Source organism: Chryseobacterium ginsenosidimutans, from assembly GCF_024807225.1.
Lineage (GTDB): Bacteria > Bacteroidota > Bacteroidia > Flavobacteriales > Weeksellaceae > Chryseobacterium > Chryseobacterium ginsenosidimutans.
In genome coordinates this window covers 4591251-4617541 of the sequence record NZ_JANUCO010000001.1, presented here as the reverse complement: position 1 = coordinate 4617541, position 26291 = coordinate 4591251, and the positions used below count along the sequence as shown (strand labels likewise).

General features: G+C 34.2%; 28 protein-coding genes and 2 pseudogenes. 9 read left to right on the top strand and 21 right to left on the bottom strand.

Annotation, left to right across the window (positions count from 1 at the left end; all coding sequences use genetic code 11):
* Nucleotides 1-2: 2 nt before the first annotated feature.
* The 10 genes and pseudogenes from J3D55_RS21765 to pdxA form a co-directional block, all read right to left on the bottom strand.
* Nucleotides 3-746, bottom strand: a complete 744-nt coding sequence (locus J3D55_RS21765; protein WP_259134807.1) for a glycosyltransferase family 2 protein — start codon at nucleotides 744-746, stop codon at nucleotides 3-5.
* Nucleotides 747-1004: 258 nt separating this feature from the next.
* A complete protein-coding gene (gene rocD / locus J3D55_RS21760) occupies nucleotides 1005-2255 on the bottom strand; it encodes an ornithine--oxo-acid transaminase (RefSeq protein ID WP_259134805.1) in 1251 nt (416 codons plus the stop codon).
* 204 nt (nucleotides 2256-2459) lie between these two features.
* Nucleotides 2460-2978, bottom strand: coding sequence for a hypothetical protein (locus J3D55_RS21755; protein WP_259134803.1), 519 nt, complete (start codon nucleotides 2976-2978; stop codon nucleotides 2460-2462).
* Nucleotides 2979-2995: 17 nt separating this feature from the next.
* Nucleotides 2996-3505 (bottom strand): hypothetical protein, encoded by a 510-nt coding sequence (locus J3D55_RS21750; protein WP_259134802.1) that lies wholly within the window; start codon nucleotides 3503-3505, stop codon nucleotides 2996-2998.
* 126 nt (nucleotides 3506-3631) lie between these two features.
* Complete coding sequence (locus J3D55_RS21745) at nucleotides 3632-4108, bottom strand: hypothetical protein (RefSeq protein WP_259134800.1); 477 nt, start codon at nucleotides 4106-4108, stop codon at nucleotides 3632-3634.
* Nucleotides 4109-4322: 214 nt separating this feature from the next.
* Nucleotides 4323-5679, bottom strand: a pseudogene (gene accC, locus J3D55_RS21740) (acetyl-CoA carboxylase biotin carboxylase subunit).
* A gap of 81 nt (nucleotides 5680-5760) precedes the next feature.
* Nucleotides 5761-6243, bottom strand: coding sequence for an acetyl-CoA carboxylase biotin carboxyl carrier protein (accB, locus tag J3D55_RS21735; protein ID WP_259134798.1), 483 nt, complete (start codon nucleotides 6241-6243; stop codon nucleotides 5761-5763).
* A 127-nt stretch (nucleotides 6244-6370) separates the two neighbouring features.
* Nucleotides 6371-6574: a 50S ribosomal protein L32 gene (rpmF, locus tag J3D55_RS21730; RefSeq protein ID WP_007843326.1), complete on the bottom strand. Its 204-nt coding sequence runs from the start codon at nucleotides 6572-6574 to the stop codon at nucleotides 6371-6373.
* Nucleotides 6575-6630: 56 nt separating this feature from the next.
* The gene (locus J3D55_RS21725) at nucleotides 6631-7152 is read right to left on the bottom strand and encodes a YceD family protein (protein WP_259134796.1); all 522 of its coding nucleotides are present in this window, start codon (nucleotides 7150-7152) and stop codon (nucleotides 6631-6633) included.
* A gap of 84 nt (nucleotides 7153-7236) precedes the next feature.
* The gene (gene pdxA / locus J3D55_RS21720) at nucleotides 7237-8328 is read right to left on the bottom strand and encodes a 4-hydroxythreonine-4-phosphate dehydrogenase PdxA (protein ID WP_259134794.1); all 1092 of its coding nucleotides are present in this window, start codon (nucleotides 8326-8328) and stop codon (nucleotides 7237-7239) included.
* A 48-nt stretch (nucleotides 8329-8376) separates the two neighbouring features.
* On the opposite strand from pdxA, the gene J3D55_RS21715 reads away from it, so the two are divergent.
* From J3D55_RS21715 to J3D55_RS21705, 3 genes are read left to right on the top strand one after another with little or no spacing between them, the layout of a single operon-like run.
* Nucleotides 8377-8973, top strand: coding sequence for a riboflavin synthase (locus J3D55_RS21715; RefSeq protein ID WP_259134793.1), 597 nt, complete (start codon nucleotides 8377-8379; stop codon nucleotides 8971-8973).
* Nucleotides 8963-10417, top strand: coding sequence for a sensor histidine kinase (locus tag J3D55_RS21710; RefSeq protein WP_259134791.1), 1455 nt, complete (start codon nucleotides 8963-8965; stop codon nucleotides 10415-10417). Before J3D55_RS21715 ends, J3D55_RS21710 begins: the two co-directional genes overlap by 11 nt.
* A complete protein-coding gene (locus tag J3D55_RS21705; RefSeq protein ID WP_259134789.1) occupies nucleotides 10417-11112 on the top strand; it encodes a tRNA1(Val) (adenine(37)-N6)-methyltransferase in 696 nt (231 codons plus the stop codon). Before J3D55_RS21710 ends, J3D55_RS21705 begins: the two co-directional genes overlap by 1 nt.
* Before the next feature lie 74 nt (nucleotides 11113-11186).
* On the opposite strand, the gene J3D55_RS21700 is transcribed toward J3D55_RS21705, so the two are convergent.
* Entirely contained in the window at nucleotides 11187-11897 is a 711-nt protein-coding gene (locus J3D55_RS21700) for a cell division ATP-binding protein FtsE (protein ID WP_259134787.1), read from the bottom strand.
* Between the two features lie 154 nt (nucleotides 11898-12051).
* The gene (rpmH, locus tag J3D55_RS21695) at nucleotides 12052-12210 is read right to left on the bottom strand and encodes a 50S ribosomal protein L34 (protein ID WP_039365072.1); all 159 of its coding nucleotides are present in this window, start codon (nucleotides 12208-12210) and stop codon (nucleotides 12052-12054) included.
* 239 nt (nucleotides 12211-12449) lie between these two features.
* Between rpmH and J3D55_RS21690 the strand changes: the two genes are divergently transcribed.
* Nucleotides 12450-13457 carry a DHH family phosphoesterase gene (locus tag J3D55_RS21690; RefSeq protein WP_259135216.1) on the top strand — a complete coding sequence of 336 codons (1008 nt, stop codon included), beginning with the start codon at nucleotides 12450-12452 and terminating at the stop codon, nucleotides 13455-13457.
* Nucleotides 13458-13678: 221 nt separating this feature from the next.
* Here J3D55_RS21690 and J3D55_RS21685 read toward each other — a convergent pair whose 3' ends face one another.
* The 9 genes and pseudogenes from J3D55_RS21685 to tilS all read right to left on the bottom strand — a co-directional run bounded on the left by J3D55_RS21685 (nucleotide 13679) and on the right by tilS (nucleotide 22694).
* A complete protein-coding gene (locus tag J3D55_RS21685) occupies nucleotides 13679-14470 on the bottom strand; it encodes a patatin-like phospholipase family protein (protein WP_259134785.1) in 792 nt (263 codons plus the stop codon).
* A gap of 46 nt (nucleotides 14471-14516) precedes the next feature.
* Entirely contained in the window at nucleotides 14517-15344 is an 828-nt protein-coding gene (locus J3D55_RS21680) for a hypothetical protein (RefSeq protein WP_259134782.1), read from the bottom strand.
* A gap of 4 nt (nucleotides 15345-15348) precedes the next feature.
* Nucleotides 15349-16132 (bottom strand): annotated as a pseudogene (locus tag J3D55_RS21675) (alpha/beta fold hydrolase).
* Nucleotides 16133-16142: 10 nt separating this feature from the next.
* On the bottom strand, nucleotides 16143-16652 hold the full coding sequence (locus tag J3D55_RS21670; RefSeq protein ID WP_259134780.1) for a hypothetical protein: 510 nt from the start codon (nucleotides 16650-16652) through the stop codon (nucleotides 16143-16145).
* Between the two features lie 63 nt (nucleotides 16653-16715).
* Nucleotides 16716-17243 (bottom strand): biopolymer transporter ExbD, encoded by a 528-nt coding sequence (locus J3D55_RS21665; RefSeq protein WP_259134778.1) that lies wholly within the window; start codon nucleotides 17241-17243, stop codon nucleotides 16716-16718.
* Nucleotides 17244-17458: 215 nt separating this feature from the next.
* On the bottom strand, nucleotides 17459-19534 hold the full coding sequence (locus J3D55_RS21660; RefSeq protein ID WP_259134776.1) for a protein-disulfide reductase DsbD family protein: 2076 nt from the start codon (nucleotides 19532-19534) through the stop codon (nucleotides 17459-17461).
* Between the two features lie 207 nt (nucleotides 19535-19741).
* Nucleotides 19742-20680, bottom strand: coding sequence for a redoxin domain-containing protein (locus tag J3D55_RS21655; protein ID WP_259134774.1), 939 nt, complete (start codon nucleotides 20678-20680; stop codon nucleotides 19742-19744).
* A 251-nt stretch (nucleotides 20681-20931) separates the two neighbouring features.
* A complete protein-coding gene (locus J3D55_RS21650) occupies nucleotides 20932-21372 on the bottom strand; it encodes an RNA polymerase sigma factor (RefSeq protein WP_259134772.1) in 441 nt (146 codons plus the stop codon).
* Nucleotides 21345-22694, bottom strand: coding sequence for a tRNA lysidine(34) synthetase TilS (tilS, locus tag J3D55_RS21645; protein ID WP_259134770.1), 1350 nt, complete (start codon nucleotides 22692-22694; stop codon nucleotides 21345-21347). The genes J3D55_RS21650 and tilS overlap by 28 nt, the downstream gene beginning before the upstream one ends.
* An 85-nt stretch (nucleotides 22695-22779) precedes the next feature.
* Here tilS and J3D55_RS21640 point away from each other — a divergent pair, with 85 nt between their 5' ends.
* The 5 genes from J3D55_RS21640 (at nucleotide 22780) to J3D55_RS21620 (ending at nucleotide 26283) form a co-directional block, all read left to right on the top strand.
* On the top strand, nucleotides 22780-23613 hold the full coding sequence (locus J3D55_RS21640) for an OmpA family protein (protein ID WP_259134768.1): 834 nt from the start codon (nucleotides 22780-22782) through the stop codon (nucleotides 23611-23613).
* A gap of 397 nt (nucleotides 23614-24010) precedes the next feature.
* On the top strand, nucleotides 24011-24658 hold the full coding sequence (locus tag J3D55_RS21635) for an O-methyltransferase (RefSeq protein WP_259134759.1): 648 nt from the start codon (nucleotides 24011-24013) through the stop codon (nucleotides 24656-24658).
* An 88-nt stretch (nucleotides 24659-24746) separates the two neighbouring features.
* Nucleotides 24747-25463, top strand: a complete 717-nt coding sequence (locus J3D55_RS21630; protein WP_259134757.1) for a C40 family peptidase — start codon at nucleotides 24747-24749, stop codon at nucleotides 25461-25463.
* A 17-nt stretch (nucleotides 25464-25480) separates the two neighbouring features.
* Nucleotides 25481-25948, top strand: coding sequence for a DUF1648 domain-containing protein (locus J3D55_RS21625; protein ID WP_259134746.1), 468 nt, complete (start codon nucleotides 25481-25483; stop codon nucleotides 25946-25948).
* Nucleotides 25945-26283 (top strand): cupin domain-containing protein, encoded by a 339-nt coding sequence (locus J3D55_RS21620; protein WP_259134744.1) that lies wholly within the window; start codon nucleotides 25945-25947, stop codon nucleotides 26281-26283. Before J3D55_RS21625 ends, J3D55_RS21620 begins: the two co-directional genes overlap by 4 nt.
* Nucleotides 26284-26291 lie beyond the last annotated feature (8 nt).

Below are 26291 nucleotides of genomic sequence, written 5' to 3'. Positions count from 1 at the left end.
AACTAATTTTGCTCTTTTAATGATTCATAAGTTTCAAAAACACTTAATGATTGCAAATAAGAAAGTTGATACCCCTCTTTTCCGTCCAAGATACCTAAACGCAAAATGTATGCCTTAAAAAATTTGAACGCTGTTTTTGAATATTGAGTTAAAAGATTGAATTTTTTTCCCTTCAAAGCCAATTCCTCTCCTTTTAAAATCCCGTAATGAATCATTTTCTTTTTATAAGACTCATAATCAGTAACGGAAAAATGCAGGAGTTTATTTTTTAATTCGCCGATTGTACCGTTTACTTCCAATGTTTCATGAACTTTTTTCCCCGCAATATATCTCGCTTTAGACTTCCTAAAGAGCCTGAAATTCTTGTCGGTTTGTGTTCCTGAATAGTGGATCGGTTTTTTAGCAAAAAAGAACTTTCTGTAAAAATAATAGGCGTCTTTTTGCTCAGGTTTATTTAGTTCTTCTATAATTTCTTTTCTAAGTTCGGGCGTTATTCTTTCATCGCCGTCAAGAAACAATACCCAGTCGTTTTTTGCAGCATCTAAAGCCAGATTTCTTTGTTTTGTAAAGTCTTCAAACTTGTTCTGAATAATTTTCACATAAGGATGTTTTTCTGCAATTTCCAAAGTTTTATCTGTGCTGAATGAATCGACTACAATAATCTCATCGCAAAAATCAAAACACTCAAGAACTTCCTGTATGTTTTTCTCTTCATTATATGTTATGATTAAGCCACTTACGTTCATTACAGCTTTTGTTTGATATGGAAATATGAGTTAATAAGATCACTTAGAAATGAATTTCAAATTCAAAGATAAGTTTTAATTTGAATTTTCTTGATGCATATTAACGTTTTTGTGCAGGAATTTTAGTGTGAAATTTTAAAATTTTAACTTTTATAATTTTAAAATATACTCTTGAAAACAAAAATATGGGCATAGTTTTTATAGACTACACCCATTTATTTTTTTTCTAAAAATTGATTAATAATATTTTAGAAGCTTTTATTTTTTAAATTCTAAAACCGTTTTCTCAATGATTCTCACACAATCCAGCAATTGCTCTTCGGTAATTACCAACGGGGGAGCTAGTCTGATGATGTTTCCGTGCGTTGGTTTTGCAAGCAATCCGTTTTCTTTTAATTGTAAACAGATATTCCATGCGGTAGAGCTATCCGGAGTGTCGTTGATTAAAATAGCATTTAATAAACCTTTTCCTCTCACTTTGGTAATCAGCTCTGATTTCTCGATGATTTTTTCAATTTCAGATCTGAATAATTTTCCTAATTCTTCCGCTCTTTCAGAAAGTTTTTCTTCTTCAACAACATTTAACGCAGCAATCGCAACAGCACATGCAATCGGGTTTCCTCCAAAAGTAGAACCGTGTTGTCCAGGTTTAATCACATTCATGATTTCGTTATTTGCCAACACCGCCGAAACGGGATACATTCCACCAGAAAGCGCTTTTCCTAAGATTAAAATATCGGGTTGCACATTTTCGTGATGACACGCAATTAATTTTCCTGTTCTTGCAATTCCCGTCTGAACTTCATCTGCAATGAAAAGAACATTGTGTTTTTTACATAATTCAGAAGCATTTTTAAGGAAATTTTCATCCGGAACATACACTCCGGCTTCCCCTTGAATAGGTTCTACCAAAAATGCCGCAATATTCTGAGCATCCTGAGTTAAAATTTCTTCTAACGCTTTAAGATCATTGTAAGGGATTTTGATAAATCCGGGTGTGAAAGGACCATAATTTTGGTTTGCATCAGGATCGTTTGAGAAAGAAACGATGGTCGTTGTTCTTCCGTGGAAGTTGTTTTCGCATACAACAATTTTTGCTGCGTTTTCAGTAATTCCTTTTACTTCGTAACTCCATTTTCTTGCTAATTTTACTGCAGTTTCCACGGCTTCAGCTCCGGAATTCATCGGTAAAACTTTATCAAAACCAAAAAGAGTGGTAATTTTTTGTTCGTATTCTCCTAAGTTCGAGTTATAAAACGCTCTTGATGTTAAAGCTAATTTTTTAGCCTGATTTACCAAAGCTTCTACAATTTTCGGGTGAGAATGTCCTTGATTCACAGCAGAATATGCTGAAAGAAAATCATAATATCTCTTGCCTTCCACATCCCAAACAAAAACGCCTTCTCCTTTGTCTAAAACTACTGGAAGAGGGTGATAGTTGTGCGCGCCGTGTTTGTCTTCAAGGTCAATAAAATACTGTGAGTTTTTTGCTGTTTCTACTGTTGACATAAATTTAGGTTTTCCACAAATGTAAACATTATTAACGAGATGCCTAAACAGAAGCGCAATACTATGGAAAGGCTCTATTTAAGTGCATTTTGAGGTTAAAAATAAATGCATTAGAAATATTGCCCAAATTAACAGTACGGTGTAGGTATTATATCTTTCAAAAGAAAAATTTTATGATAAGAATGAACTTCAAAATGAGATAAATTATTGATAAAGACGATGGTCGACATAAAATTTACAATTAGGAAGGATACTCTCGAGCTTGATAACTTCCTCTAAAATCAGTTCGCTGTCCATTTGAGAATGTGTGCTGAATTCATAACCTAAAGAAGCGACATACAATTCTTTTAAATTTTTAAGCTGATCCAATTCGTGGATGTCTTTTATGGTAATTTCTGTGTTCCAAATGTCAAGATATTCCAAATCGGTTAATTTGTTGAGATAGGGAAGGCTTTTTGTAGTGATATTGGGATGTTTCATGAGCGTAAGGCTTTTCAACTGCTGAACTCCCGAAATGTACCGAACGGTTTCGTCGGTAACCTTGGTTTCTTTAAGATAAATGGAATGGATGATTTTAACTTTGTCAAAAAGGGCGGCAAAATAGTCGTCATCTTCCACAGAATCGATGCTCGTGAACCCCGGAATTTCAGTGGGAATCTTTCGAGAATCTGTGATGTGAGCAAAATTCCACCAGAAGTTTTTTTCTTTGCCTTTCAGTTTCATTTATACTAATTTAAAAATCAATCATACCAATAATCTTTCTGAACATCATAGCCCGCTTTTTGAAAAGCATTCTGTAATTCAATACCCAGATCGTCGTTTTGTTTTTCATTGGATAAATACAGGAAAAACAGGCTTTCGTTTAGTATCTGTTCTTTTGGCTCTTCATCAAATGTTGTAAACTTTGTTTCGACGGCATTTTTTTCTGTTTCTAAAATAATCTGGATATCTTTTCCAACTTTTTTGATTTTATTAAGCGGAACTTCCTGTTGTATGATTTGATAGCCACTAAAATATGGACTTGTTTTTTTGATGGTAAATGTTAGCTTTTTATCTGTGGTAATGGTAAATTCTTTAATAATTCTAATCGTATCACCATTAAAATTAGATGATTTTACCTGATTTTTGACTTCTCTTTTCAATTCGCGATTTAAAATCTTAAGTATGGTTTTTTCCTGAGCAAAAGTGATATTCCAAATACCAAAGAGTATTATGAATATCGACAATCTTTTTATAGTATTTTTTTCCATTTTTGTGTTGTTTTATATTTAATTTAAAATCAACATGAATTTTTCAATAATTTAAACGATCTAATAGTACAAGTCTCACAATCAGAAAATTGCGAGACTTGTCAATTGTTTTAATGGTCTTAGTTTTTAATCCTTAAATTCACCATAACCGAGAAAACCAATTTTCTCATCATTATCTGCATAAGTCACAAAAGAGGTTTTTTCTCCTTTTTTACTCCATTGTTTTCTTTTGAAATCTACTCCGTCAATCACGTTTGCATGTTCTACGAAGGTATATCCTGCGTCTCTTATCTTCATTTCTATGAAAGTATTATTCATGGCTCCCACATAAAGCATAATAACCCCGTCCATTTCGCCTTTTGGAGTGTATAATACCTGTACTCGGCTAAACTCTGATTTGAAGCTATGAGCATCGCCGTCTTCTCCTCCTTTTTCAACTTCTGCAACCGTGTAGCCTTTAGCTTGCATAAAAGTGTTGATGTTCTTCTTGGTAGAGTTGTGGTAGATGTCCTGAACAGCCATCAGTTTTTCGTTATCAAATTTTGTCTGACCAAAAAGGATATTGGCAAACAGACACAGCAATAGTAATTGTAAAGTTTTCATGGGTAACAGTTTTTTTAGGTTATAAATGTTTGATATTCATATCAAATGTAAGAAGAGTGAAAAAATGTCACAATAACACAAAAGGGTTATTTTTTAAGAAAATTTTAAGAGTTTGAATATTATTTGAAAGATGTTGTATTAATTAACTCAAATTTTCAGGCATAAAAAAACCGCCTCAAAGTTGAGACGGTTTAAATTTATTTTTAAAATAATCTTAATGATTATCGTATTTTCTATCCATTACAAAATCTTCCATGAATTTTGTCGTATAGTTTCCTGCAAGATAATCTTCGTTATCCATTAGTTGTCTGTGGAAAGGAATTGTAGTTTTTACGCCTTCAATATAGAATTCTTCCAAAGCTCTTCTCATTTTTGCAATCGCTTCTTCACGGGTTTGTGCCGTTGTGATCAGCTTTGCAATCATAGAGTCGTAGTTAGAAGGAATTGTATATCCTGAATAAACGTGCGTATCAACTCTTACACCATGTCCACCAGGAATGTTTAATCCAGTGATTTTTCCCGGAGAAGGTCTGAAATCCGCGTAAGGATCTTCAGCGTTGATTCTACATTCGATTGAATGCAATTTTGGATAGTAATTAATTCCCGAAATCGGAGTTCCTGCTGCCAAAAGAATTTGTTCTCTGATTAAGTCATAATCAATAACCTGCTCAGTAATAGGATGCTCTACCTGAATTCTCGTATTCATTTCCATGAAATAGAAATTTCTGTGTTTATCCACCAAGAATTCGATAGTTTCCCACCCCTTCATAAGAGATGAATTCTGCTGCTTTTACAGCTGCTTCACCCATTTTCTCACGAAGTTCGTCAGTCATGAACGGAGAAGGAGTTTCTTCCGTTAATTTCTGGTTTCTTCTTTGTACAGAACAGTCTCTTTCAGAAAGGTGACAAGCTTTACCAAATTGATCTCCCGCAACCTGAATTTCGATGTGTCTAGGCTCTTCAATCAGTTTTTCCATGTACATACCTCCGTTTCCGAATGCAGCCACAGCTTCCTGAATTGCAGATTCCCAGTGATCTTTAAGGTCTTCAGCTTTCCAAACCGCTCTCATCCCTTTTCCACCACCACCGGCAGTTGCTTTGATCATGACAGGATATCCTGTTTCTTCAGCCACTTTTACAGCGTGTTCGTAAGATTCGATTAATCCGTCAGAACCAGGTACACAAGGTACACCTGCAGCTTTCATCGTAGCTTTAGCATTTGCTTTGTCTCCCATTTTTTCAATTTGCTCAGGAGAAGCACCGATAAACTTGATGCCGTTGTTCTGACAAATTCTTGAGAAGTTAGCATTTTCAGATAAGAATCCGTAACCTGGGTGAATGGCGTCTGCATTTGTAATTTCTGCAGCAGCAATAATGTTAGGGATTTTTAGGTATGAGTCTTTGCTCATCGCAGGACCAATACAAACAGCCTCGTCAGCAAATCTTACGTGAAGACTGTCTTTGTCGGCAGTAGAGTATACCGCAACAGTTTTGATTCCCATTTCTTTACAAGTACGTAAAATACGCATTGCAATTTCGCCACGATTGGCAATTAATATTTTTTTGAACATCTTTTTAGGAATTTTAAATTATGAATTATGAATTAAAATGAAGTAATAATTGCTCATTGCTCATTACCCATTACTCATAATTTAAGATGGATCTACTAAGAATAAAGGTTGGTCATATTCTACAGGAGTAGCATCGTCAACTAAAATTTTAACGATTTTTCCGCTTACTTCAGAATCAATCTGGTTGAATAATTTCATTGCTTCAATTACACAAACCACTTTCCCTACAGAAACTTCGTCACCTACGTTTACGAATACCTCTTTATCTGGAGATGGTTTTCTGTAAAAAGTACCGATCATTGGAGATTTAATCGTGATATATTTGCTGTCATCAGATGCAGCTTCAGTTTTCTCAACAGGTGCAGATGCAGCAGCCGGAGCTTGTGCGGGAGCAGCCATTTGTTGTGGTGCAGTGTGGTAAACTGCAGGTTGAGCATATACTGCGTCGCTTCCAGCTAATGGAGTTTTAATAGTGATTTCGAAATCTTTAGTTTTGTACTTCACTTCAGAAACTTCAGCCTTAGATACAAACTTGATAAGATTTTGGATGTCTTTAATGTCCATAAATTTGATATTTGATTTTGCTTCAAAGATACCAAAAAAACGTAAAAAACAACAAAAAACCGCCAAATTTTATAAAAATCGGGCGGTTTTTGTATAAAAACGAGTGTTTTTCAATGAAAAGCGACTCTTAGTTTTCTTCAGTAGTTGCTACTTCTTTTTCCAATACTACTTTTCCTCTGTAGTATAATTTCCCTTCATGCCAGTGAGCTCTGTGGTATAGGTGAAGCTCTCCTGTTGTTGCATCTTTAGCCAATTGAGGAACTACAGCTTTATAGTGAGTTCTTCTCTTATCTCTTCTTGTTGACGACTGTCTTCTCTTTGGATGTGCCATTTTTGAATAACTTTTTAATTTGATGAGCGATGAGATTCATCATCTCATCAATTATTTTAATTTTTATCTTTTAATTTTTTAAGTGCTTCCCATCTTGGGTCACTTTCATGTTCTTCTTCCTCAATTTCTTTTGGACTGAATTTCTCAAGAATCTGCAGATCTTCATCATTTATATGAGGTGATACCTTTTTCATTGGGATAGATAGAGCTACTGTTTCGTAGATCAGCTGCGCTACATTGAAAGCGTGATCGCTGATAGGAATTGTGATGACATCTTCTTCGCTGTCGTCATATTCTTCTCCAAATTTCACCAAAACTTTAATTTCATTCTCAATAGGATGATCAAAATTTTCTGTTGTGATGTCACAAACCAATTCTACCATCCCATTTACTTTTATCTCAAATTCTAAAAAAGTAGAGTGTTTGTCTAATGAAACGTCTACTGCTATTTTAGGATTTGTAAATTCCTGTTCAGTGTCAAATAATTGAAAGAACTCTTTATCTATCTCAAACCTGAACTCGTGTTTTCCGGTTTTTAGTCCCGAAAAGCTTACATCGTAGTTTCTTAACTTGTCCATAAAATGAGTGTGCAAAAATATGCAATTTTTTTATAATAACAAATAAAATTTCCAACAAATTAATTTAAAATCTCTATTAAAGATTTATGCATCAGTTTCATCCGGTAGATCTTCATCGATTCCGTTGTCTACCACCATTTTTCGTGGCTGCATTCTATTGCTCATCAAATCGTTATATTCACTTCTGTTTTTAAAAATCTTAATAGCAGTGAATATGGCTTCTGTAAAACTCTGCTCATCGGCAATGTTTTTTCCTGCAATATCGTAGGCAACTCCGTGGTCAGGAGAGGTTCTGATGAAAGGAAGTCCGGCTGTATAATTTACGCCTTCTTCATACGCCAAAGTTTTAAACGGAGCTAATCCCTGATCGTGGTACATTGCTAAGACCGCATCAAAACTTTTGTATTTGCTCGGCTGGAAAAAACTGTCGGCAGGAAAAGGCCCGAAAGCAAGAATTCCGTTGTCTGAAAGTTCTTTGATTGCCGGAGAAATGATCTCAATTTCTTCATTTCCGATCACACCGCCGTCTCCGGAATGTGGATTGAGTCCTAAAACTGCAATTTTCGGTCGCGAAATATTAAAATCTTCAATTAAAGTCTGATTTAAAACTCTGATCTGCTTTTTTATTTTCTCTTTAGAAATATTCTCAGCAACCTGAGCAATTGGAATATGATGAGTGGAAACAGCAACTTTAAGATCATCTGTTACCAAAAACATCAATCCTTTTTTATTGAATTTTTCTTCAAAATATCCTGTGTGACCTGGATGTTTGAAGCCCATTTTCACCATTTCGTCTTTATTGATCGGTGCGGTTACCAAAACGTCGATCTCTCCTTTCAGTAAAGCTTCGGTTGCAGCTTCTAAGGAATCAATCGCCATTTTTGTAGATTCTTCCGTTGGTGTTCCCAATTCTACAATAGAATTTTCTTTCACAAGGTTCACCATATTCAGTTTTCCCGGCTGTGCCTGTGAAGCTTCATTAATATAATTGAAGTTTACATTAAGCTTAAAAATATTTTTCTGATAGGTAAATAATTTCCCCGAACCAAAAATTACTGGCGTGAAAAAATCCGTAATGGTTTTGTCTGCAAGGGATTTCATGATGATTTCGGGACCTATGCCGTTGAAATCTCCGATTGAAATTCCTACTCGTACTTTATGGTTTTTTGGGCTCATTTTGATTATCTTTGAACATTATAATTTACAAATTTAGCAAAAAATAATATGTTCACAGGAATAATTGAAGCAGTTGGAGTTATTGAGAAAATAGAAACGAACGGAAGTAATATTGATTTTACTCTTACATGTCCTTTTACGAATGAATTAAAAATAGATCAAAGTTTGGCGCACAACGGCTGTTGTTTAACGGTTGTGAAAATTGAAGGCCATCAATATGTTGTCACGGCCATCAACGAAACACTGGAAAAAACCAACCTTGGAAAATGGGAAGTAGGTTCTGTCGTGAATCTTGAACGTTGCATGAAAATGGATGGAAGACTAGACGGACACATTGTTCAGGGGCATGTTGATAAGACCGGTGAAGTTGTAAGAATTGAAAATAAAGACGGAAGTTATTTTATTACCATTAAATATGAAGATAACGGAAGTTTTGTAACGGTTCCTCAAGGTTCGATTACGGTAAACGGAATTAGCTTAACAGTTGCAAAGAGCGAGGATACTCAGTTTTCTGTGGCAATTATTCCTTACACTTGGGAATTTACAAATATGAAACATTTAAAATCTGGAGATAAAGTTAATTTAGAATTTGATATTATTGGTAAGTATATTGCTAAGTTAATTAATAAACAGAATGTCAATTAATATGTACAAAGGATATAGCTTAAGAAACCGCGTATTTTTCGGGTTCTTATTGGTATGTCTTTTAAGTGTGGTTGCTTCTTCGCTGGTTCCTTTTTTTGTGCTGAAGGAAAACTCTGTACAGCAGAGTGAGATCGATATGCAGGATAAAACCGGAGCCGTCATACGATATCTGGATTATGCAGTAAGCAGGACGCGTGTGGAAACCCGTGATCTGAAGCAGGTTTTGGAGAATAAAATTTTCGAAATTGCCGATATCAACCGACACGATGTTGTTTTATATGATCTTAAAGGAAATTATCTGATTTCCAATAAAGAAGAAAGTCTGGTGGAGCAGAAAAAAGTTCCTATTAATATTGTTAACAAAATTCTGGCTACCAATACGAGATTCGATATTAAAGGATATGATGCGTCTAAAGATGCCGTACTTACTTCATCCTATTTACTTTTAAAGAATAATGATCTGGAGCCGATTGCCATTGTGTATATTCCTCTTTATCACGACGAATCTGCCTATTTTGTTGTTCTTAATACGTATGTAAAATACATTATTTTAGTTGATATTTTCCTTATTATATTCAGTATTTGGTTCAGCTGGATCATGTCTAATAGTCTGGCAAAAAATATTACTAAATTTTCTGATATGATTACTCGTATCACCTTGTTTGAGAACGAGATGCGTCCGATCAGATACTACAAAAACGATGAGCTGAATGCTTTGGCAAGAGCTTATAACAGAATGATTCTTCAGATTCAGGATCAGAAAGAAAGACTTCGTTTCAAAGCTTCGGAAGAAGCGTGGCGGGAAATGGCAAAACAGGTGGCGCATGAGGTGAAAAATCCTTTAACACCGATGAAATTGACCATTCAGAATTTCGAAAGAAAGTTTGATCCCGAAGATCCGAATATCAGAGAAAGAGTGAAGCAAATGAGTAAAACAATGGTTGATCAGATCGATTTAATTGCGACTGTTGCATCTGCTTTCTCAGAATTTGCAAAGCTTCCCGAAAAAAATAATGAAGTCATTAATCTGAATACAGAAGTGGAAGATATTCTTCGTGTTTTCAATGACGACAGTATTTTCATGCATTCCAACAAAGGGAATATTATGATTAATATGGATCGAATTTATCTGTCCAGAATTATCACAAACCTTGTTACCAACGCAAGACAGGCAGAAAGTGAAGAGCGAAAACTCATTATTAATGTTGATGTAGAGCAGCACCAAAGAAGAGTGATGATTTCCGTTCAGGATAATGGGATCGGAATTGAAGAAAGTATATACGAAAGGATTTTTGAACCCAATTTCACTTCCAAAAATAGCGGAATGGGACTTGGTTTATCAATGGTAAGAAAAATGATCGAAGATTACAAAGGCGAGATTACCGTAAAATCTGAAGTCGGAAAAGGTTCGACATTCACCATTACTTTGCCGACCAATTTATAGTGAAACCATTTAAATTTAAACAATTCGAAATTCAACAGTCAAAAAACGTCTTCCGTGTGGGAACAGACGGTGTTTTACTGGGCGCTTTAACTAATATAACGAATGCTTCCAAAGTGCTGGAAGTAGGGACGGGAACAGGTCTGATTTCATTAATGTTGGCTCAAAGAAATCCAAATGCGGAATTTTTAGGAATTGATATTAATGAGGATGCAGTAAATCTCACCCAATTCAATTTTGAAAATTCTCCTTTTACATCAAGATTAAAAAATAGTTTACAGGATTTTAAAACTTTTAAAACAGAAGAAAAATTTGATTTAATTGTTTCAAATCCGCCATATTTTGAAGCTTCGGATTCTGAAAAAGATAAAATTGCACGACAAACGGTAGAGTTAAATTTCAGTCAGCTCATTTCAAAATCTTCAACATTGCTTTCTGAAAATGGAATTTTTTCTGTGATAATTCCTGTTGAAGTAGGTGGTGGTTTTATCGAGATTTGTAAAGAGAATCAACTGTTTTTAATTCGGAAAATTGATATCAAAGGAATCGGAAATTCAAAAATAAAAAGACTGATTCTTGAATTTTCTTTAACTGAAAAAGTATTAGAAGAATCAGAATTTATCATAGAAAAAAGTCCGAGACAATACTCGGACCAATATCTTGAACTCACCAAAGAGTTTCATGTTTTCGGTAAATAAATTTTAGTGGAAAACAATTTATTTTTGAACCGTTAAGAAGTATTTAAGAATAAATATTTCTTAATGGTTAAATTTTATTCAAATAATTCTGCTGTATCAAGCACAGAAACCTTCCCATCCTCACATCTGATCGCTTCACCCGGGAAATTCTGGATCATGTGATAATCGTGTGTTGCCATTACTACAGCCGCTCCGTTTTCAAGGGCAACCTGCTTTAATAATGTCATGATTTCATTAGAAGTTTCAGGGTCAAGATTTCCTGTCGGCTCATCCGCTAAAATAAGATCAGGATGATTCAGAAGAGCTCTTGCAATTGCAATACGCTGTTGTTCACCTCCAGAAAGTTCATGAGGCATTTTGTGCTTTTTGCTCTTCATGTTTACGCTTCCAAGAACTTCGTTGATGCGGTCTTCTATTTTTACTTTATCGTTCCAGCCTGTAGCTTCAAGAACGAATATTAAGTTTTTCTCCACCGTTCTGTCAGAAAGCAATTGGAAATCCTGGAAAACGATTCCTAATTTTCTTCTTAAGTTGGGAACGTCGGAAGCTCTCATTTTCTCAAGATCGAAACCTACAACAGCTCCGTGTCCTGCTGCTAAAGGAATGTGTCCGTACAAAGTCTTTAAAAGTGAACTTTTTCCTGAACCCGTTTTTCCGATAAGATAGCAGAATCTTCCTTTTTTGATATTAAGATTCACATCAGAAAGAACCGTGAAGTTTTTTTGCGCAATCTTGGCGTGTTGCAAACTTATGATATTATCTCCGGAGATATTTGTATGTGGCATAATTCAATTTTAAAGTACTATTTCTAAAAAATATTTTCAACTTTTAAAAATAGTAAAAAGAACTTTAAGGAAGGTAAATTTTAGTAAATTTTAACAACAAAAAATGCTTGAAAAACTACTTTCCAAGCATGATTTGTATATGATAATAAAAAGATTATCTCTTAGCGCGCGCAGCACTTACAGTTAAACTCTTTCTGCCTTTAGCTCTTCTCGCAGCCAAAACTCTTCTTCCATTTGGCGTAGACATTCTTTCTCTGAAACCGTGTTTGTTTCTTCTTTTTCTTTCTGATGGCTGGAATGTTCTTTTACTCATTACTATATGTTTAAAGCGTAATTATCTATTATATTTTTCAGGTTGCAAAGATATAGATTTTTTTATAAGATACAAATATTACAGATCTTTTTTTAATATTTTTTGCTTTCGTTATTTATAACCGATTCATAAAACCCGATTGCTAAACGAATTTCTCTGTCATCAAAAATAATATTAATGATTTATTTAAAAGCTCTATCTTTGGAGACCCAAAATTAAAGAAAAAAATAAACATAATGATGTTTACACAAGCAGAACTTTCAGAAATCAAGACTTTACTTACCCCGGAAAATAAAATTGTAATTCTTACACACTATAATCCGGATGGTGATGCTATTGGTTCGAGTCTTGGTTTGAAGCATTATTTAAAGGCAAAAGGAATCTTTGCTGAGGTAATTGTACCCAACGATTTCCCGAAGTTTCTGAAATGGATGCCTGAAGCAAAAAAAGCATTGATTGCAGAATACAAAAGAAAAGTTGCTTTTGATCTCATCAATGAAGCGGATGTTATTTTCTGTCTTGATTTTAATTCTCCGTCAAGAATCGGTTTGTTGGGAGACTGGTTGACGAAAGCCAGAGGAAAAAAAATCCTTATCGATCATCATCAACAGCCGGAACCGTTTGATTATGTGTATTCTGATACGATCATTCCTGCAACATGTCAGATGATTTATCATTTCATCGAAGCGATGGGCGACGAAAAGTTGGTAAACAGAGATATTGCAGAATGTCTTTACACGGGAATCATGACGGATACAGGAGGTTTCCGTTTCCGTTCTACAAGTGCGACCACGCATAGAATTATTGCTCATTTAATTGAAAATGGAGCAGATCCTGCCATGATCACTTCAAATACTTGGGACACGAATACGGTTTCCCGTCTTCATTTGCTGGCTTTGATTTTAGGAAGAATCGAGGTGGTAAAAGACGGAAAAGTAGCCATGTTGTATCTTACGAGAAACGAACTTAAAGAATATGGCTTCCAGAAAGGAGATACAGAAGGTTTTGTAAATTACGGACTAAGTATTTTAGGTGTAAAAATGGCGGCATTTTTCATGGAAGATTTATATGAAGATTTCATTAAAATTTCTTTCAGAAGTAAAGATGATATGGATGTTAACCAATTCTCAAGAAAATATTTCAGTGGAGGAGGACACATTAATGCAGCCGGTGGAAAATCTAATGAATCTTTGCCCGAAACAATTGAAACCTTCAAAAAAAGAATAGAAGGAGAGGAGAGTTTGTAATTTGATGAGATGATCAAATTATTTGTAAAGTATAAAGTCTGGGTTAGAAATTTACACCATTTTTGTCATTCAGAGCGAAACGAAGTGTAGCGTGGAATCTAAGCGTTATTGATAAATTGCAGGAAAATATCTTTGCAGAGATTCCTACAAAATGACAAACTTTATATTTAATTTTGAACACTCAAACACTCAAACACTCAAACACTCAAACACTCAAACACTCAAACTTTAAAATATCCCTTTTCTTCCAGTTCTTTACAAGTATATTCGTACACTTCCTGAAACATAATATCCAGAGATTTTTTATTAAATAAACTGAATTTCGTCATTTTCGGAGGATCCAGAAATATGTCGCAAGATTTTGCTTTAGAATACACCGATTTTGCGATGGCTAAATGTAAAATCCTGTCAAATTCTTTCATTAAGCTCATCTTTTCCAGACTGTCATAACTGATGGAGTTGACGTGCGAAGCAATTAGAAAATCACATTTATCAGCAATCGGTTCGATCGGTAAATTATCCAACACTCCGCCATCCACATAAATTTTCTCACCCATTTTTACCGGCGGAAGAATAAAAGGAACGCTTGAAGAAGCTAATAACGGTCTGAAAAGCTCACCTTCAGAAAAGAAATCAACAATTCCGTGGGTCATTTCTGTGGCAGCGACATATACAGGAATTTTTAATATTTTAAAGTCGTCTTCAGGAAAATAATCGGTAAGTAATTTTAAAATAAACTTTGAACTAAAAATCCCGTTTTTGGAAAGTTTTAAATATGATCTTGAAAAAAAGGTGGTGTGCTTTACGATTTCCATCATTTCGTCGGGAGATTTTCCGAAAGAATAAAATGCTCCAACGATTGATCCAGCGCTGGTTCCCGAAATAATATCAGGTTTCAGATTGTATTCTTCCAAAGCTTTCAAAACCGCAATGTGAGCGATTCCGCGCATTCCTCCGCCCGAAAGTGTCAAGCCGATGATCGGTTTCTTTTTGTTAAAAGAGAATAGCCCCATTGATAATTTTAGTCTTTACTAAGATACGAGAATTTTTATAAAGCAATTAAGGCTCGTCACATTCAGAATCTATTTTTATGAACAGAGCATTGAATTTTTTGTACATTTTTTCGTCATGCAGGGTTTGTTTAATGCCTTCATTGGCACAGTTTCCCCAACCGAAAGTAATTAAATCGATAGTAGCGTAATCTTTTTTGTTTGGTGAATGAGAACGTTCTTCAAATTCGTTCATAATTCTTTTCGGATCCCCGTTTCTTTTGCTCATTTCTTCACGAAGCTTTCTCCATTCTTCAATCATTTGAGTTTCGTCTGAGTTTAAAGCTTTTGCGAAATTTTCGCAATTTTTAGACAGTTTATGATTAACCAGAATGGATGGATCTGAAAAAGCCAGAATTTCAGTCTTACTAAATTCATATGCTTCAATAAGTTCCTGTAATTTTTGAGCTTTTATATCTTCCCAATAAGGATCTTTTACCACGGTTAAATTCTCCAATTCCTTTTTTTGAAGGGCAAAATCTTTATCAAGCTGAGCTAAGATTTCTTCTTTTTCGGCTCGTACTTTTTGTAAACTATTTAAATTAAAAACAGAAGGCGTACTCAGCAATAAGCCACTCATTTGAAACCAAAGTTTATAAGTGCCCTCAATTTCTTCCTTCGAATATTTATTGGAATCAAAATGTCCTTTATTATCACAAAGCTCGGTCGAGAAATTGAATATTTCCTCTTTATTTTGTTGAGAAATCTTTGTAGAATCTTTTTTAATGATTTCAGAAACAGCTTTCGTGGAGTCTTTTTGACTAATCTTTGAAGCTGTATTTTCTTTTTTACAACTGAAAATGGCAAGTAATAAGATGGAGAGAATTGCTGTCTTCATACAATTAAAAAACTAAATTTTTCGGTAAATGATGAAGAAGTTCTGTGTTGATGATTTCTGCGCAGATACTCGGTTTTTCCCAATGTCCGTTGTGTCCGCAATCGAGAATGTAAGATTTGATATTGGTTCTGTCGGGAAGATCTTTGATGAGTAATTCTGTTTTCACAGCGTTGTCATGTTTTCCGGCAATAACCAGAACTTTTATTTCAAGGTTCTCAAGAACGTGCTTTTTATCGGTTCTTTCCACCATGCCTTTTACAGAAGCTAAAGCTCCTAAATTGTTTGTAGAAAGGGCAACTTGCAGTGCTTTTTCTATTTTTCCTTCCAGAACATCTCTTTCGTTTGGATTAAAAAGATTCGGAATTCCAGCTCTTGCGTAATGTGCGAAGGAATCTTTTATAATCCTGTAGCTTTTTATACGCTGTGCTTTTTTTTCGGCATCATCGGGAAAATAGGTGGAGAAAAATAAGGTTAAACTTTTCAGATATTCAGGATGTTTTTCGGCAAAACCTAAAGAAATATACCCTCCCATCGAATGTCCCAACAAGTGAATTTTTTCTAATTTTAGATGATCCAACACTTTTTTCACTTCTTCTGCTACCAATTCCATGGTCTGAACTTCCGCGATGATTTCCGACTTTCCGTGACCGGGAAGATCTATTTTTAACAATGAAAAATTTTCGGAAAGATGAGGTTCCATATCGCTCCAGATGGAAAGGTTTTCCATAAAGCCATGAAGCAGAAACCAACGTTTCTTTTCCGTTTCCTTTTCTCTCGAAGTTTAGCATAATTTTTTAATTAATAATGGATATCAATATACTCAACAAATCCCGAACCATTTACCATATCCTGAAGTCGGTACGTTTTGCCGCCGTCTTTAGACATGAAGGTTTTTGTGCCTTTTCTCATATAAGGTTTTCCGTTATCGTTTCCCGAAATACTTTGGGTAATTTCTCCTGTAAAATTCATGTGTTTGTCTGAAACAACCGCCATAAATCCTTTTATTTTTAAAGAATTTTTCCCTGACTTAATGTTTCCTGAAACATCATAATGATCTCTTTCTCCGTCAATTTTTTTGAAATCTACAGATCCAGATCCTTTTATTGAGTTATGGGTGAATTTATGAGTTCCGCTAAAATCTTTAAAATGATTTTTAGATTTGATGCTGTCGTTTATTTTAGTTCTTGCAGCATTGATGGAATCAACAATTTTTGTGCTGTCTACTTTGTTTGACGTAGGAGCTGCTTCTTTTTTAGAACAAGAAACAAGCAAAGCGGTAATGGCTAAAGCGGTTAAAAAATTTTTCATTAACGAATAAAATTATACTCAAAAGTAAATAAAAAAAGAGCATTTTGAAAATGCCCTTTGATCTTATTTGGTTAATTCTTCGTAAACTTTCTTTTCCCAAGGTTTTATGTCGGTAACTCCGTATCGTTCTTTTTTGGAAATAGCAACATTGTCCAGAACATCTACGAAATTTTTATAGTTTGCATCGTCTGTCGGTTCAATAATAATGGTGAAATTTTCTTTTTTCGGAGCTTTATTGTAAGCCTCAGAAATAATTTTAGAAACATTAATTCCACTAAAATTGGTTTCCTTTAAATTGTTTTTATTTAATTCTTCCTTATTACTTTGATGATAGAAAACACGGTTGTCTTTTCCAAGGATAAAAGTTACCTGATTTAAGTTATCAATGTAAGGAATATCTATTGGGTGAGGATTTGGATCCTTTGCAGGCAATCCCAAATCCATCACATTGGGTTTTGTAAAATTTGTGGTAAACATAAAGAATGTGATTAATAAAAATCCCAAATCTACCATTGGAGTCATATCAACTCGGATAGGTTTTTTTCTTTGCTTGCTTCCTCCTTGCTTTTCTTGTGCAATTACTTCAGCCATAATAATTATTTTTTGATGTTAAACGGTACTTAATAAAATGTGAAAATTCACGATCTATTTTGCTGAATCAATACAAAGTCTGTACCTAAAATTTAAAAATGATATTAATTTTGTAATTTAATTAAATAATCTTCCTTAAATACTGTTAAAATCAATGCAATAAAAAAGCCTTACCAATTAAATTGATAAGGCTAGATTTATTTTTAAATAAAAAATTATTTATTCTGTTTGTAGAAATTCACTCCACATTCAAGGAATTTTTTGAAATCCTCTTTTGCCATATATCCTGAAACAGGAGCGTTGATTACTTTTCCGTCCGGAGTTATCAACACATAATGCGGTTGAGAATTATTATTAAAATTCACCTGTTGGAATAAGCTCCATCTGTCACCGATTGTTTTTACTTTTTTCACCTGTCCGTCGCCAAGATCGATCTTGGTTTGCTGATCTTCAGGAAGTTCTTCCTTGTCATCAACATACAATGAAGCCAATACAACATCGTTTTGAAGGATCGGTAAAATATCCGGTTGGCTCCAAACGAATTCTTCCATTTTTCTACAGTTTTCACAACCGTAACCTGTAAAGTCAATTAAGATCGGCTTGTCTTCTTTTTTGGCTAATTCAATGGCTTTAAAGAAATCGTGCTCCGGATGCATTCCCAGGATTCCGTCTTTTTCGTCATGGAAATAACTTACATTCAACGGAGGTAAAATTCCGCTTAATAATTGTAGTTTCGGACGTTCTGATGGAATTAATCCCTGAATCATATAGACTACAAAACCAATTCCCAATACGCCCAACACTTTTCTTGTGATAGAGATTTTTGGTTTTTTATCATCATGCGGAAATCTTATGATTCCGAGTAAATATAAAGCTAAACCGATTCCGATAACAACCCAGATCGCGATGAAAAGTTCTCTTTTTAATAAGAAAGTTTTAGAAACTAAATCTGCTTTTGATAAGAATTTCAACGCTAAAGCCAATTCTATAAAACCTAGAACCACTTTCACCGTATTCATCCATCCTCCTGATTTTGGAAGACTTTGCAACGCTTGTGGGAATAATGCCAACAATCCGAAGATAATCGCCCATGCCAAACCAAAACCTGTTAAAGCCAACGTTAAAAGCGTAGGAATATGAGATGATCCTGATAATGATCCTCCCAGTAAACTTCCCAAAATAGGACCTGTACAAGAGAAAGATACAATCACCAAAGTCAAAGCCATGAAGAAAATACCGATGATTCCACCTGCTTCTTCTGCTTTTGAAGATTTGTTTGCGATAGAATTGGGTAACGAAATGTCGTAATATCCAAAGAAACTCCCCGCAAAGAAAATGAATATGATAAAAAATACGATGTTCAGCCAAATACTGGTAGAAATTTCATTGAAAACATTTCCTGCAATCCCGTCAATTAAATGAAAAGGAACACTTAATAAAACAAAGATCAAAAGAATGAAAAATCCGTAAATTATCGCATCTCTTCTGCCTTTTGCTTTATTTGCACTTCCTTTTGTAAAGAATGAAACAGTTAAAGGAATCATCGGGAAAACGCATGGTGTCAACAACGCAATTAATCCTCCGATAAACCCTAAGAATAAATACATCCAATAGCTTTCGCTGTCTTTGATAGCTGCTGTTCCGCAATCTGTCAATGGTTTTTGGAAATCAATTGATGCGATTTTCAAGTTCTTCGGATCAAGTTTAGAGATTTCTGCAACTGTAGTTTCTCCTTTTGCAGGATTTTCTACAACAGTTTCGGCAGCTACAGGATTTTTCACAGAATCTTTTGCAGGTTCTGTTGTTGCAGTCGTCACTTCTTCCGTCACACCTTTTGGAGTAACCTGTTTATTAAATTCTAAAGTATTCGGAGCCAAACAAACTCTGTCGTCACAAGTCTGATACGTAATTTCAGCAATCACATCTCCGGGTTTTGTTCCGTCCTTTAACTTAAATTTTTGCTTAAAACCTGCCGAATTAGAATAAAAAATAATCTTTCCTCCGAAAGCTTCAGAAAATTCTTCGTGTTTTTTACCTGTTTCGGTGAATTTCCCAATCAACTCGATATTTTTACCGGAAACCTTATATTCAGTCGGAATTCCCGTGTCTTCAGGAATATCTTTAGAATAAATATGCCAACCGCTTTCCATCGTCGCATTCAAAACTGCTTCGTATTGGTTGTTTCCTAATTCGTTGATTGTAAATTTAAATTTTACAGGATTTTTGATTTGTGCATTAATTCCTGTTGCTAAAAACAGCAGAATTAATAAAAACCAGTTTTTAAATTTCATTTTACTTTAATTAAAATTTTGAGAATATCTTTTGCTTTCTCATCCCTTGCTCCTAATTTCTTTGTCTGAAAAGTTTTTTTAACCATCACTCAGACGTAAAATTTTTTGCCATGCTAAAATAGTCAATTTTTTATCCCTAAAAAATTTGAGAACTCTCTTTTTTGTGAAAGCCACGATGGATGAAATAAATTATCCGAAAATATTTAACTATAATTGTTTTAAAATATCCTCTAATGAAGCTCTTTCTTTATAATCAGGATTAAAATGTCTCCAAGAAATTTCCTTGTTTTCGTTGATGATAAATGTCGCTGAAACAGGAAGTCTTCCGGAATTATCTGATCTTGCTGTTGTGAAATCGTCTTTCAGTCTGGAATTATAAAAATCCAGTGTTTTTTGATTTGGAGTATAAAGAACATCAAACAGCTCAGCAATTTTATAGCCTTCATCGTATAAAACAGTGTAGTTTGTTTTCGTTTTAGCAAGAGTTTTTTCAATAAATTCTGGTTTTTCAGGAGAGATAATAACCAATCTTGCGTTTTTAGCCTTTAATTGAGGTGCAATATTTTGCAGACTTTCTACATATTTGTTACAATAAGGACACCATTGTCCGCGAATGAATACCAAAACAATTTTCTCCTTTTCTTTTGATAAAGTGAAGGTTTTTCCTAAATGATCTTTAGCAGAAAAATCAGCAATTTTATCGCCTACCATTTTTCCTTTTACCTGATCGATGGGTGGAGACATCGTTTTAGTCATGTCTTTGCTCATGCTTTTTGAAGAGGCTTTATCCAAAACAGCCATTCCGATGGTTGAAAATTGCTCTACATTATAATACCCGAAATCATACTGAACCAATTCTCCGTTTTTATCTAAAAATAAATACGAAGGGAAATTAGAAATTTTGAATTTTTTCGCCAAATCAACTCCCTCTTTTTCTGCATCAATGGCAAGACTTACGAAGTTTTTATTGAACATTTCGCCAAGCTTTTCGTCGGGGAAAACATTTTTCTGCATCAGTTTGCAGGGTCCGCACCAAGTTGTGAATACATCAATGAAGATTAATTTGTTTTCTTTCTGAGCAATTTTTTTTGCTGCTTCTAAATCAATTTTTTGAAAATTGATACCTTTTTGATTTTGTGCACTCATGGAAAATCCAATAAATAAACACAAACTGTATAAAATAGTTTTAAACATAATATTGAGTACTTACTATGAAGTCCCAAAAAAGAAAAAAAATCACCCGAGTTTTTGTAAGTAATTTATAAGTGATTGATTTTTAAGGTTAAAAATTATCACTATTTTTAATTTTTCGAATTTGCTCGACACATTTATGCTTCTGATTTTGCGCATTATGTTTGCTGGAATATTGATATTTGGTCTGAATTTCTTCAATACTTTTATTTTTCATAAAAATATCCTGAATTAAATTTTTGCAATGTGACGAAATAGAAACTGATGTATCCGTTTAGCTTATCCCAATAATCTCTTTCGTTCTCAATTGCCAAATTGATCTCTTCTTGATGAGAAGCATAATAATTTTCCGGAATTTCAAGGAGGAATTCTTTATTCCTAAGTTTTTTCAGCCATAGATTTTTAGAAATCCCTGAAACATAATTCCCAAGACAGGTATGTGCTTTGAAGTCGTCGGCACATAATTTTTCGTACAAGACTACTAATGCGTCCTGAAAAATATCTTCGGCATCTTCCAGGCTTCCACTGTTGTTGAGAATGAATTTCTTGGAGTATACAAAGTATTTTTGATATAAAATGGCAAAAGCTATATTACTGTTTTTCTTGAAATCATCTATTGCTAGAATGTTTGTTGTTCTTCTGTCCATATTGTTTTTAGGAATTTTGTTGTCCCTTCATCAGCCAAAAATCTGCGGTCTTGCCTATAAGGAAGTACGCCTAAAACTTGATCTTCTGCATCACATAAAAGCCAGATTTTTTCCTTTTCTATGCTTGATAATTTCTCATCTCTCAAAAATTTAGAAACTTTTTTCGTTCCCTTCATTCCTGTCGGAGAAAATAGATCACCTTCTTTTTTTCTTCTTAATTTTAGCGGAAGAGACAGTTTTTCTTCATCTAATTGCCATGTTGGAAAGTTGAAATGTAGAGATTTAAAATCGGCAGAGAAAATAATTTCCCGATTTTTATTAATAGAGAGAATAATTTCCTTTGGTTCTTTTGTGTCTGTAGCGTCAATTTTTCTATCCTTAAAAACCAATTCATTTCTGTTGATCCAGAGTTCAAAATCCTTAGAGATAAATTTTTTTCCGTTTTCAGCGGTGAAAATTTTAGGGATTTCTTCTTCCTGATGAAACCCGTACTTTTTTAAAATCTCAAACTTTACAAAATCACTTTCCTGATCAAGCTTCTCTTTGGATAAGATTTTATGGTCATTGTTAAATATCGAAAGCTTATTTTCTATTTCTTTGATTTGATCTTGAACAAAATCTTTGGTCTGATTTAAATAAAAAGAGCTTTTCTTAAAATTTTCAAGAAAATGATCGTTTGTTTCCAACAATTTAGGAACAATTTCGTTTCGGATTTTATTCCTTAAATAATCACTTTTTTTGTTGGAAAGATCTTCACGGTATTCAATTTTGTTTTCTTTTGCGAATTCGTAGATTTCTTCTTTTGTGAAATTTAAAAGAGGTCTTAAAATTTTATTATCATTCGCCGGAATTCCACTCAAGCCATTAATTCCGGATGCTTTGGAAAGATTAATGATAAAAGTTTCCAGTTGGTCGTTCAAATGATGAGCGGTTACCAGAAATTCTAGATTTTCCTTTTCCTGAATTTGTTTAAAAAAAGTATATCTCAATTCTCTCGCCCAAAGCTGAATTGAATTTTCCGGCTTTTTATCTTTCTCTGAAACTTTATATAAATGAAATTTAATATGATGCTTTTCACAGAAATCCTGAACCACTTTTTGATCCAGATCAGAATCTTCTCCACGAAGTTTATAATTAATATGAGCAACCTGAAACTCAAAATTCTCATCCTGAGTCCCGAACTTAGAATCTCGTAACTCTTTAAAAATATGAGCCAAAACCATAGAGTCGGCACCGCCGCTCACTGCCAAAAGATAGGGGTGGTTTTCGGGAAAACGAACAAGATTTTCTAATTGATTTTTAAAGTCTAATGTTGTCAACATCTGCGTTGAGGATTTCTTTGTACAAAGATAAGCCATATAATTAAAATGAATTTTCCTACCTTTGACCGTCTAAAAATGATTATTTATGAAAATTTTTAAAATCTTAGCAGTTTCTGCAATGGCGCTGGGAATGACTTCTTGTATCAGCAAAAAACAGTACGATGCTTTAAGTTCAAATTATAAGCAATGTATTGAAAATGTAGGGGAAAGACAAAGAGAAATTCAAGAATTGAAATCTAGTAACTCTGCTTTGTCAAGTGAAAATAATTTACTGAAAAGTCAGCACGATGCTTTAAAATCTTCACTGGATGCATGTCTTGCAAATACAGGGAAAAGCTCTGCAAATATCGATAAATTGGTAGGAGAGATCAATTCTTCTAATTCTTATATCAAACAGTTGATTTCTAGCAATGCTAAAAACGACAGCTTGAATCTGGCTTTGTCAAACAAGTTAAAAAGATCTTTGGATAACGTAACGGACGGAGACGTTCAGGTGAAAGTATTGAAAGGAGTTGTAATGATCTCACTTTCAGATAAAATGTTGTACAAAACAGGTGACTTCAATATTCTTCCTGCAGCTCAGGAAGTGCTAGGAAAAGTAGCTAAAGTAATCAACGATTACGATAAATATTCTGTATTGATCGAAGGTAACACAGATAACGCTGCATTAGCATCTGCTACTTTACCAAGAGACAACTGGGATCTTTCTGCTTTAAGAGGTACAGCGGTAGCTAAAATCTTACAGACTCAATTCGGTGTTGATCCGGCTAGAATTACAGCGGGTGGACGTTCTGAGTACAATCCTAAAGCGACAAACATGAGCGTTTCTGGAAGAGCTGAAAACAGAAGAACAGAGATCATCATTATGCCTAAGCTTGATGAATTCATGAAATTGATGGATATCACGCCAAAGAAATAATTTAAAAACATCATTCAATCAATATAAAAAAAGATCCTGAAGCAATTCGGGATCTTTTTTTTAATCAAATAAGTTCTTCTTTTTTCAACAATAAAATAATTCTTTGAAAAAATGAATTGGATATTTCAGGCTTAGTTTTTTGTAACGAAGAATCCGCCTTACCTTGCGATACAGCGGTCTTCTGATTCTCCTTGTTAATTAGTTTTCCCCCGACATTCATTTTGATTTTTTCTTGGTGTTTTTACCCTTCTTTGCAAAGGTAGAGCAATTGGTGAGGGTGCGCTATCCGTATTTTTACGGTAATTGATATGTGGATTTCCCCATGTCCTAGAATGTTTAGGATTTCTCAGGCTTTTTCCTTATATTTAAGTAAATTTGAATACCAAAAAATTGTAGAATGAGCTTTTTTGAAGAAACTAATCCTGAAATGGACAGGTATCTGGAAACGCATGCTTCCTCAGAACCCGAAATTCTGAGAAAACTGAGAAGGGAAACGTATCAGAAAACAACACAGCCACACATGATTTCCGGTTATCAGCAGGGAAGATTATTAACGATAATCTCTCAGATGATGCAGCCGAAAAATATTCTTGAAATCGGAACTTTTACAGGATATGCCACACTTTGTTTAACGACAGGTTTGGCAAAAGACGGAAAAATAACAACGCTAGATGTGAATGAGGATTTAGCTTATTTACCCAAAAAATATTTTGCAGAAAGCGAATATTCAAATCAAATAGATTTTAAGCTTCAGGATGCAAAAGAATTTTTAAGAGAAACCGATGAGGTTTTCGATCTTGTTTTTATTGATGCAGACAAGGAAAATTATGCCGAATATTTTAGGTTGATTAAGCCGAGAACAAAATCAGGATCTGTAGTAATGTTCGACAATGTTCTCTGGTACGGAAAAGTGCTGGAAGAAAATCCGAAGCAGAAATCTACACAGATTATCAAGGAATTAAATGATTTGATCGCAAAAGATGATGATTTTGAAAATCTTATTTTACCTTTGCGAGACGGACTAAACTTTCTTCGTAGAAAGTAATTAAAATATTCAAAGATTAAGACATTAAAAGATTTTACAGACCGTAATTTTTTAATTTTTAATTATTTAATCTTTAAATTCAGAGTTAATGAATAAAGGAATTTGTAATGTTACAGTAGCGCCCGTTCGTGCGGAAGGTTCCGACAAAGCGGAAATTGTCACGGAAATATTGTTTGGCGAAAGTGCAGATATTTTAGAAGTAAATAAAAACTGGACTAAAATAAAAATGCACTACGACGGCTATGAAGGATGGATGGATACCAAACAGCTAAAGCCTGTAACAGACGAAGATTTTGTAAAACGAAAAGTTACGGTGGTCACTGAAGATTTTTCTTCCGTGATTATGAACGATGGCAAAACATTGCTTTCAATGGGTTCGGAGGTAGAATTTCCTGCTGTAGCTTCCAGAAGAAGTCATGACCTGCGTGAAAGTATTGCTTTAACGGCAAAAGAATTTATAAATGTCCCTTATTTGTGGGGAGGAAAAAGCTTTTTTGCAGTTGACTGTTCTGGTTTCACCCAATTGGTTTACAAAATCCACAACATAAAATTACCGAGAGATGCTTCTCAACAGGTTGAAATTGGTGAGTCATTAACTTTTGTTGAAGAAAGCCAGCCCGGAGATTTAGCTTTTTTTGAAAATCCGGAAGGGAAAATCATTCATGTTGGAATTATGCTGGATAATCAGAGAATTATTCATGCTTCAGGAAAAGTGAGGATTGATACGCTGGATTCTACAGGGATTTTCAATAAAGAAATGAATAAGCATACTCATAAACTGAGAGTCATAAAAAACGTGTTGTAATTTTAAATTAATCTGAAATGGAGAATGTTCTCTTCACAATTTTCGATGTTTTAAATTTTGGATTGCTTGTTTTTTTGTGGTGGTTTACTGTGAAATACTATAAAAATTTGCCTCAGACGATTCCTGTTCATTTTGATTTCGACGGTAAGGCAGATAGTTTTGGGAGCAAAAAATACTCTTTTTTAATGCCCGTTCTGGCGACTGCATTTTTTATTCTTTTTGCTTTTACGGTAAGAGATCCTGAGTCTTCAAATTTTCCTGTGAAAATCACAAAAGAGAATGAATGGGCACAATTTCTTATCATGAAAATTTTCATCAGATGGCTCTATACTTTAATTACATTGATTTTTTTAAACAGTCAGGACTATATGTTCCGATACGCGTTTGATGAGAATGCAAAACCGAGAGTTGCAATGACAACGGCTATTTTGTCGGTTTTGGGAAGTGTAATGTTTGTTCTGATAATTACAGCACAATTCAAATGATTAGATCTAAAAATAATTCTGAGCATTATATTTGGGGAAACAATTGTGATAGTTGGATTTTGAAAGCTTCCGAAAACCTTTCTGTTAAACAGGAAATAATGCCTTCAGGAACTTCTGAAAAACTCCACTTTCATGAGTATGCAGAACAGTTTTTTTATATTTTAAAAGGGGAAGCTGTTTTCTATATTGACGAAGAAAAATTCTCTGTAAAAACAGGTGAAAGTATTTCTATTTTACCAAAATCAAAACATTATATTTCTAATGAATCAGAAGAAGATCTGGAGTTTTTAGTTATTTCAAATCCTTCCACTGATAACGATAGAATAGAAATTTAAAACAAATT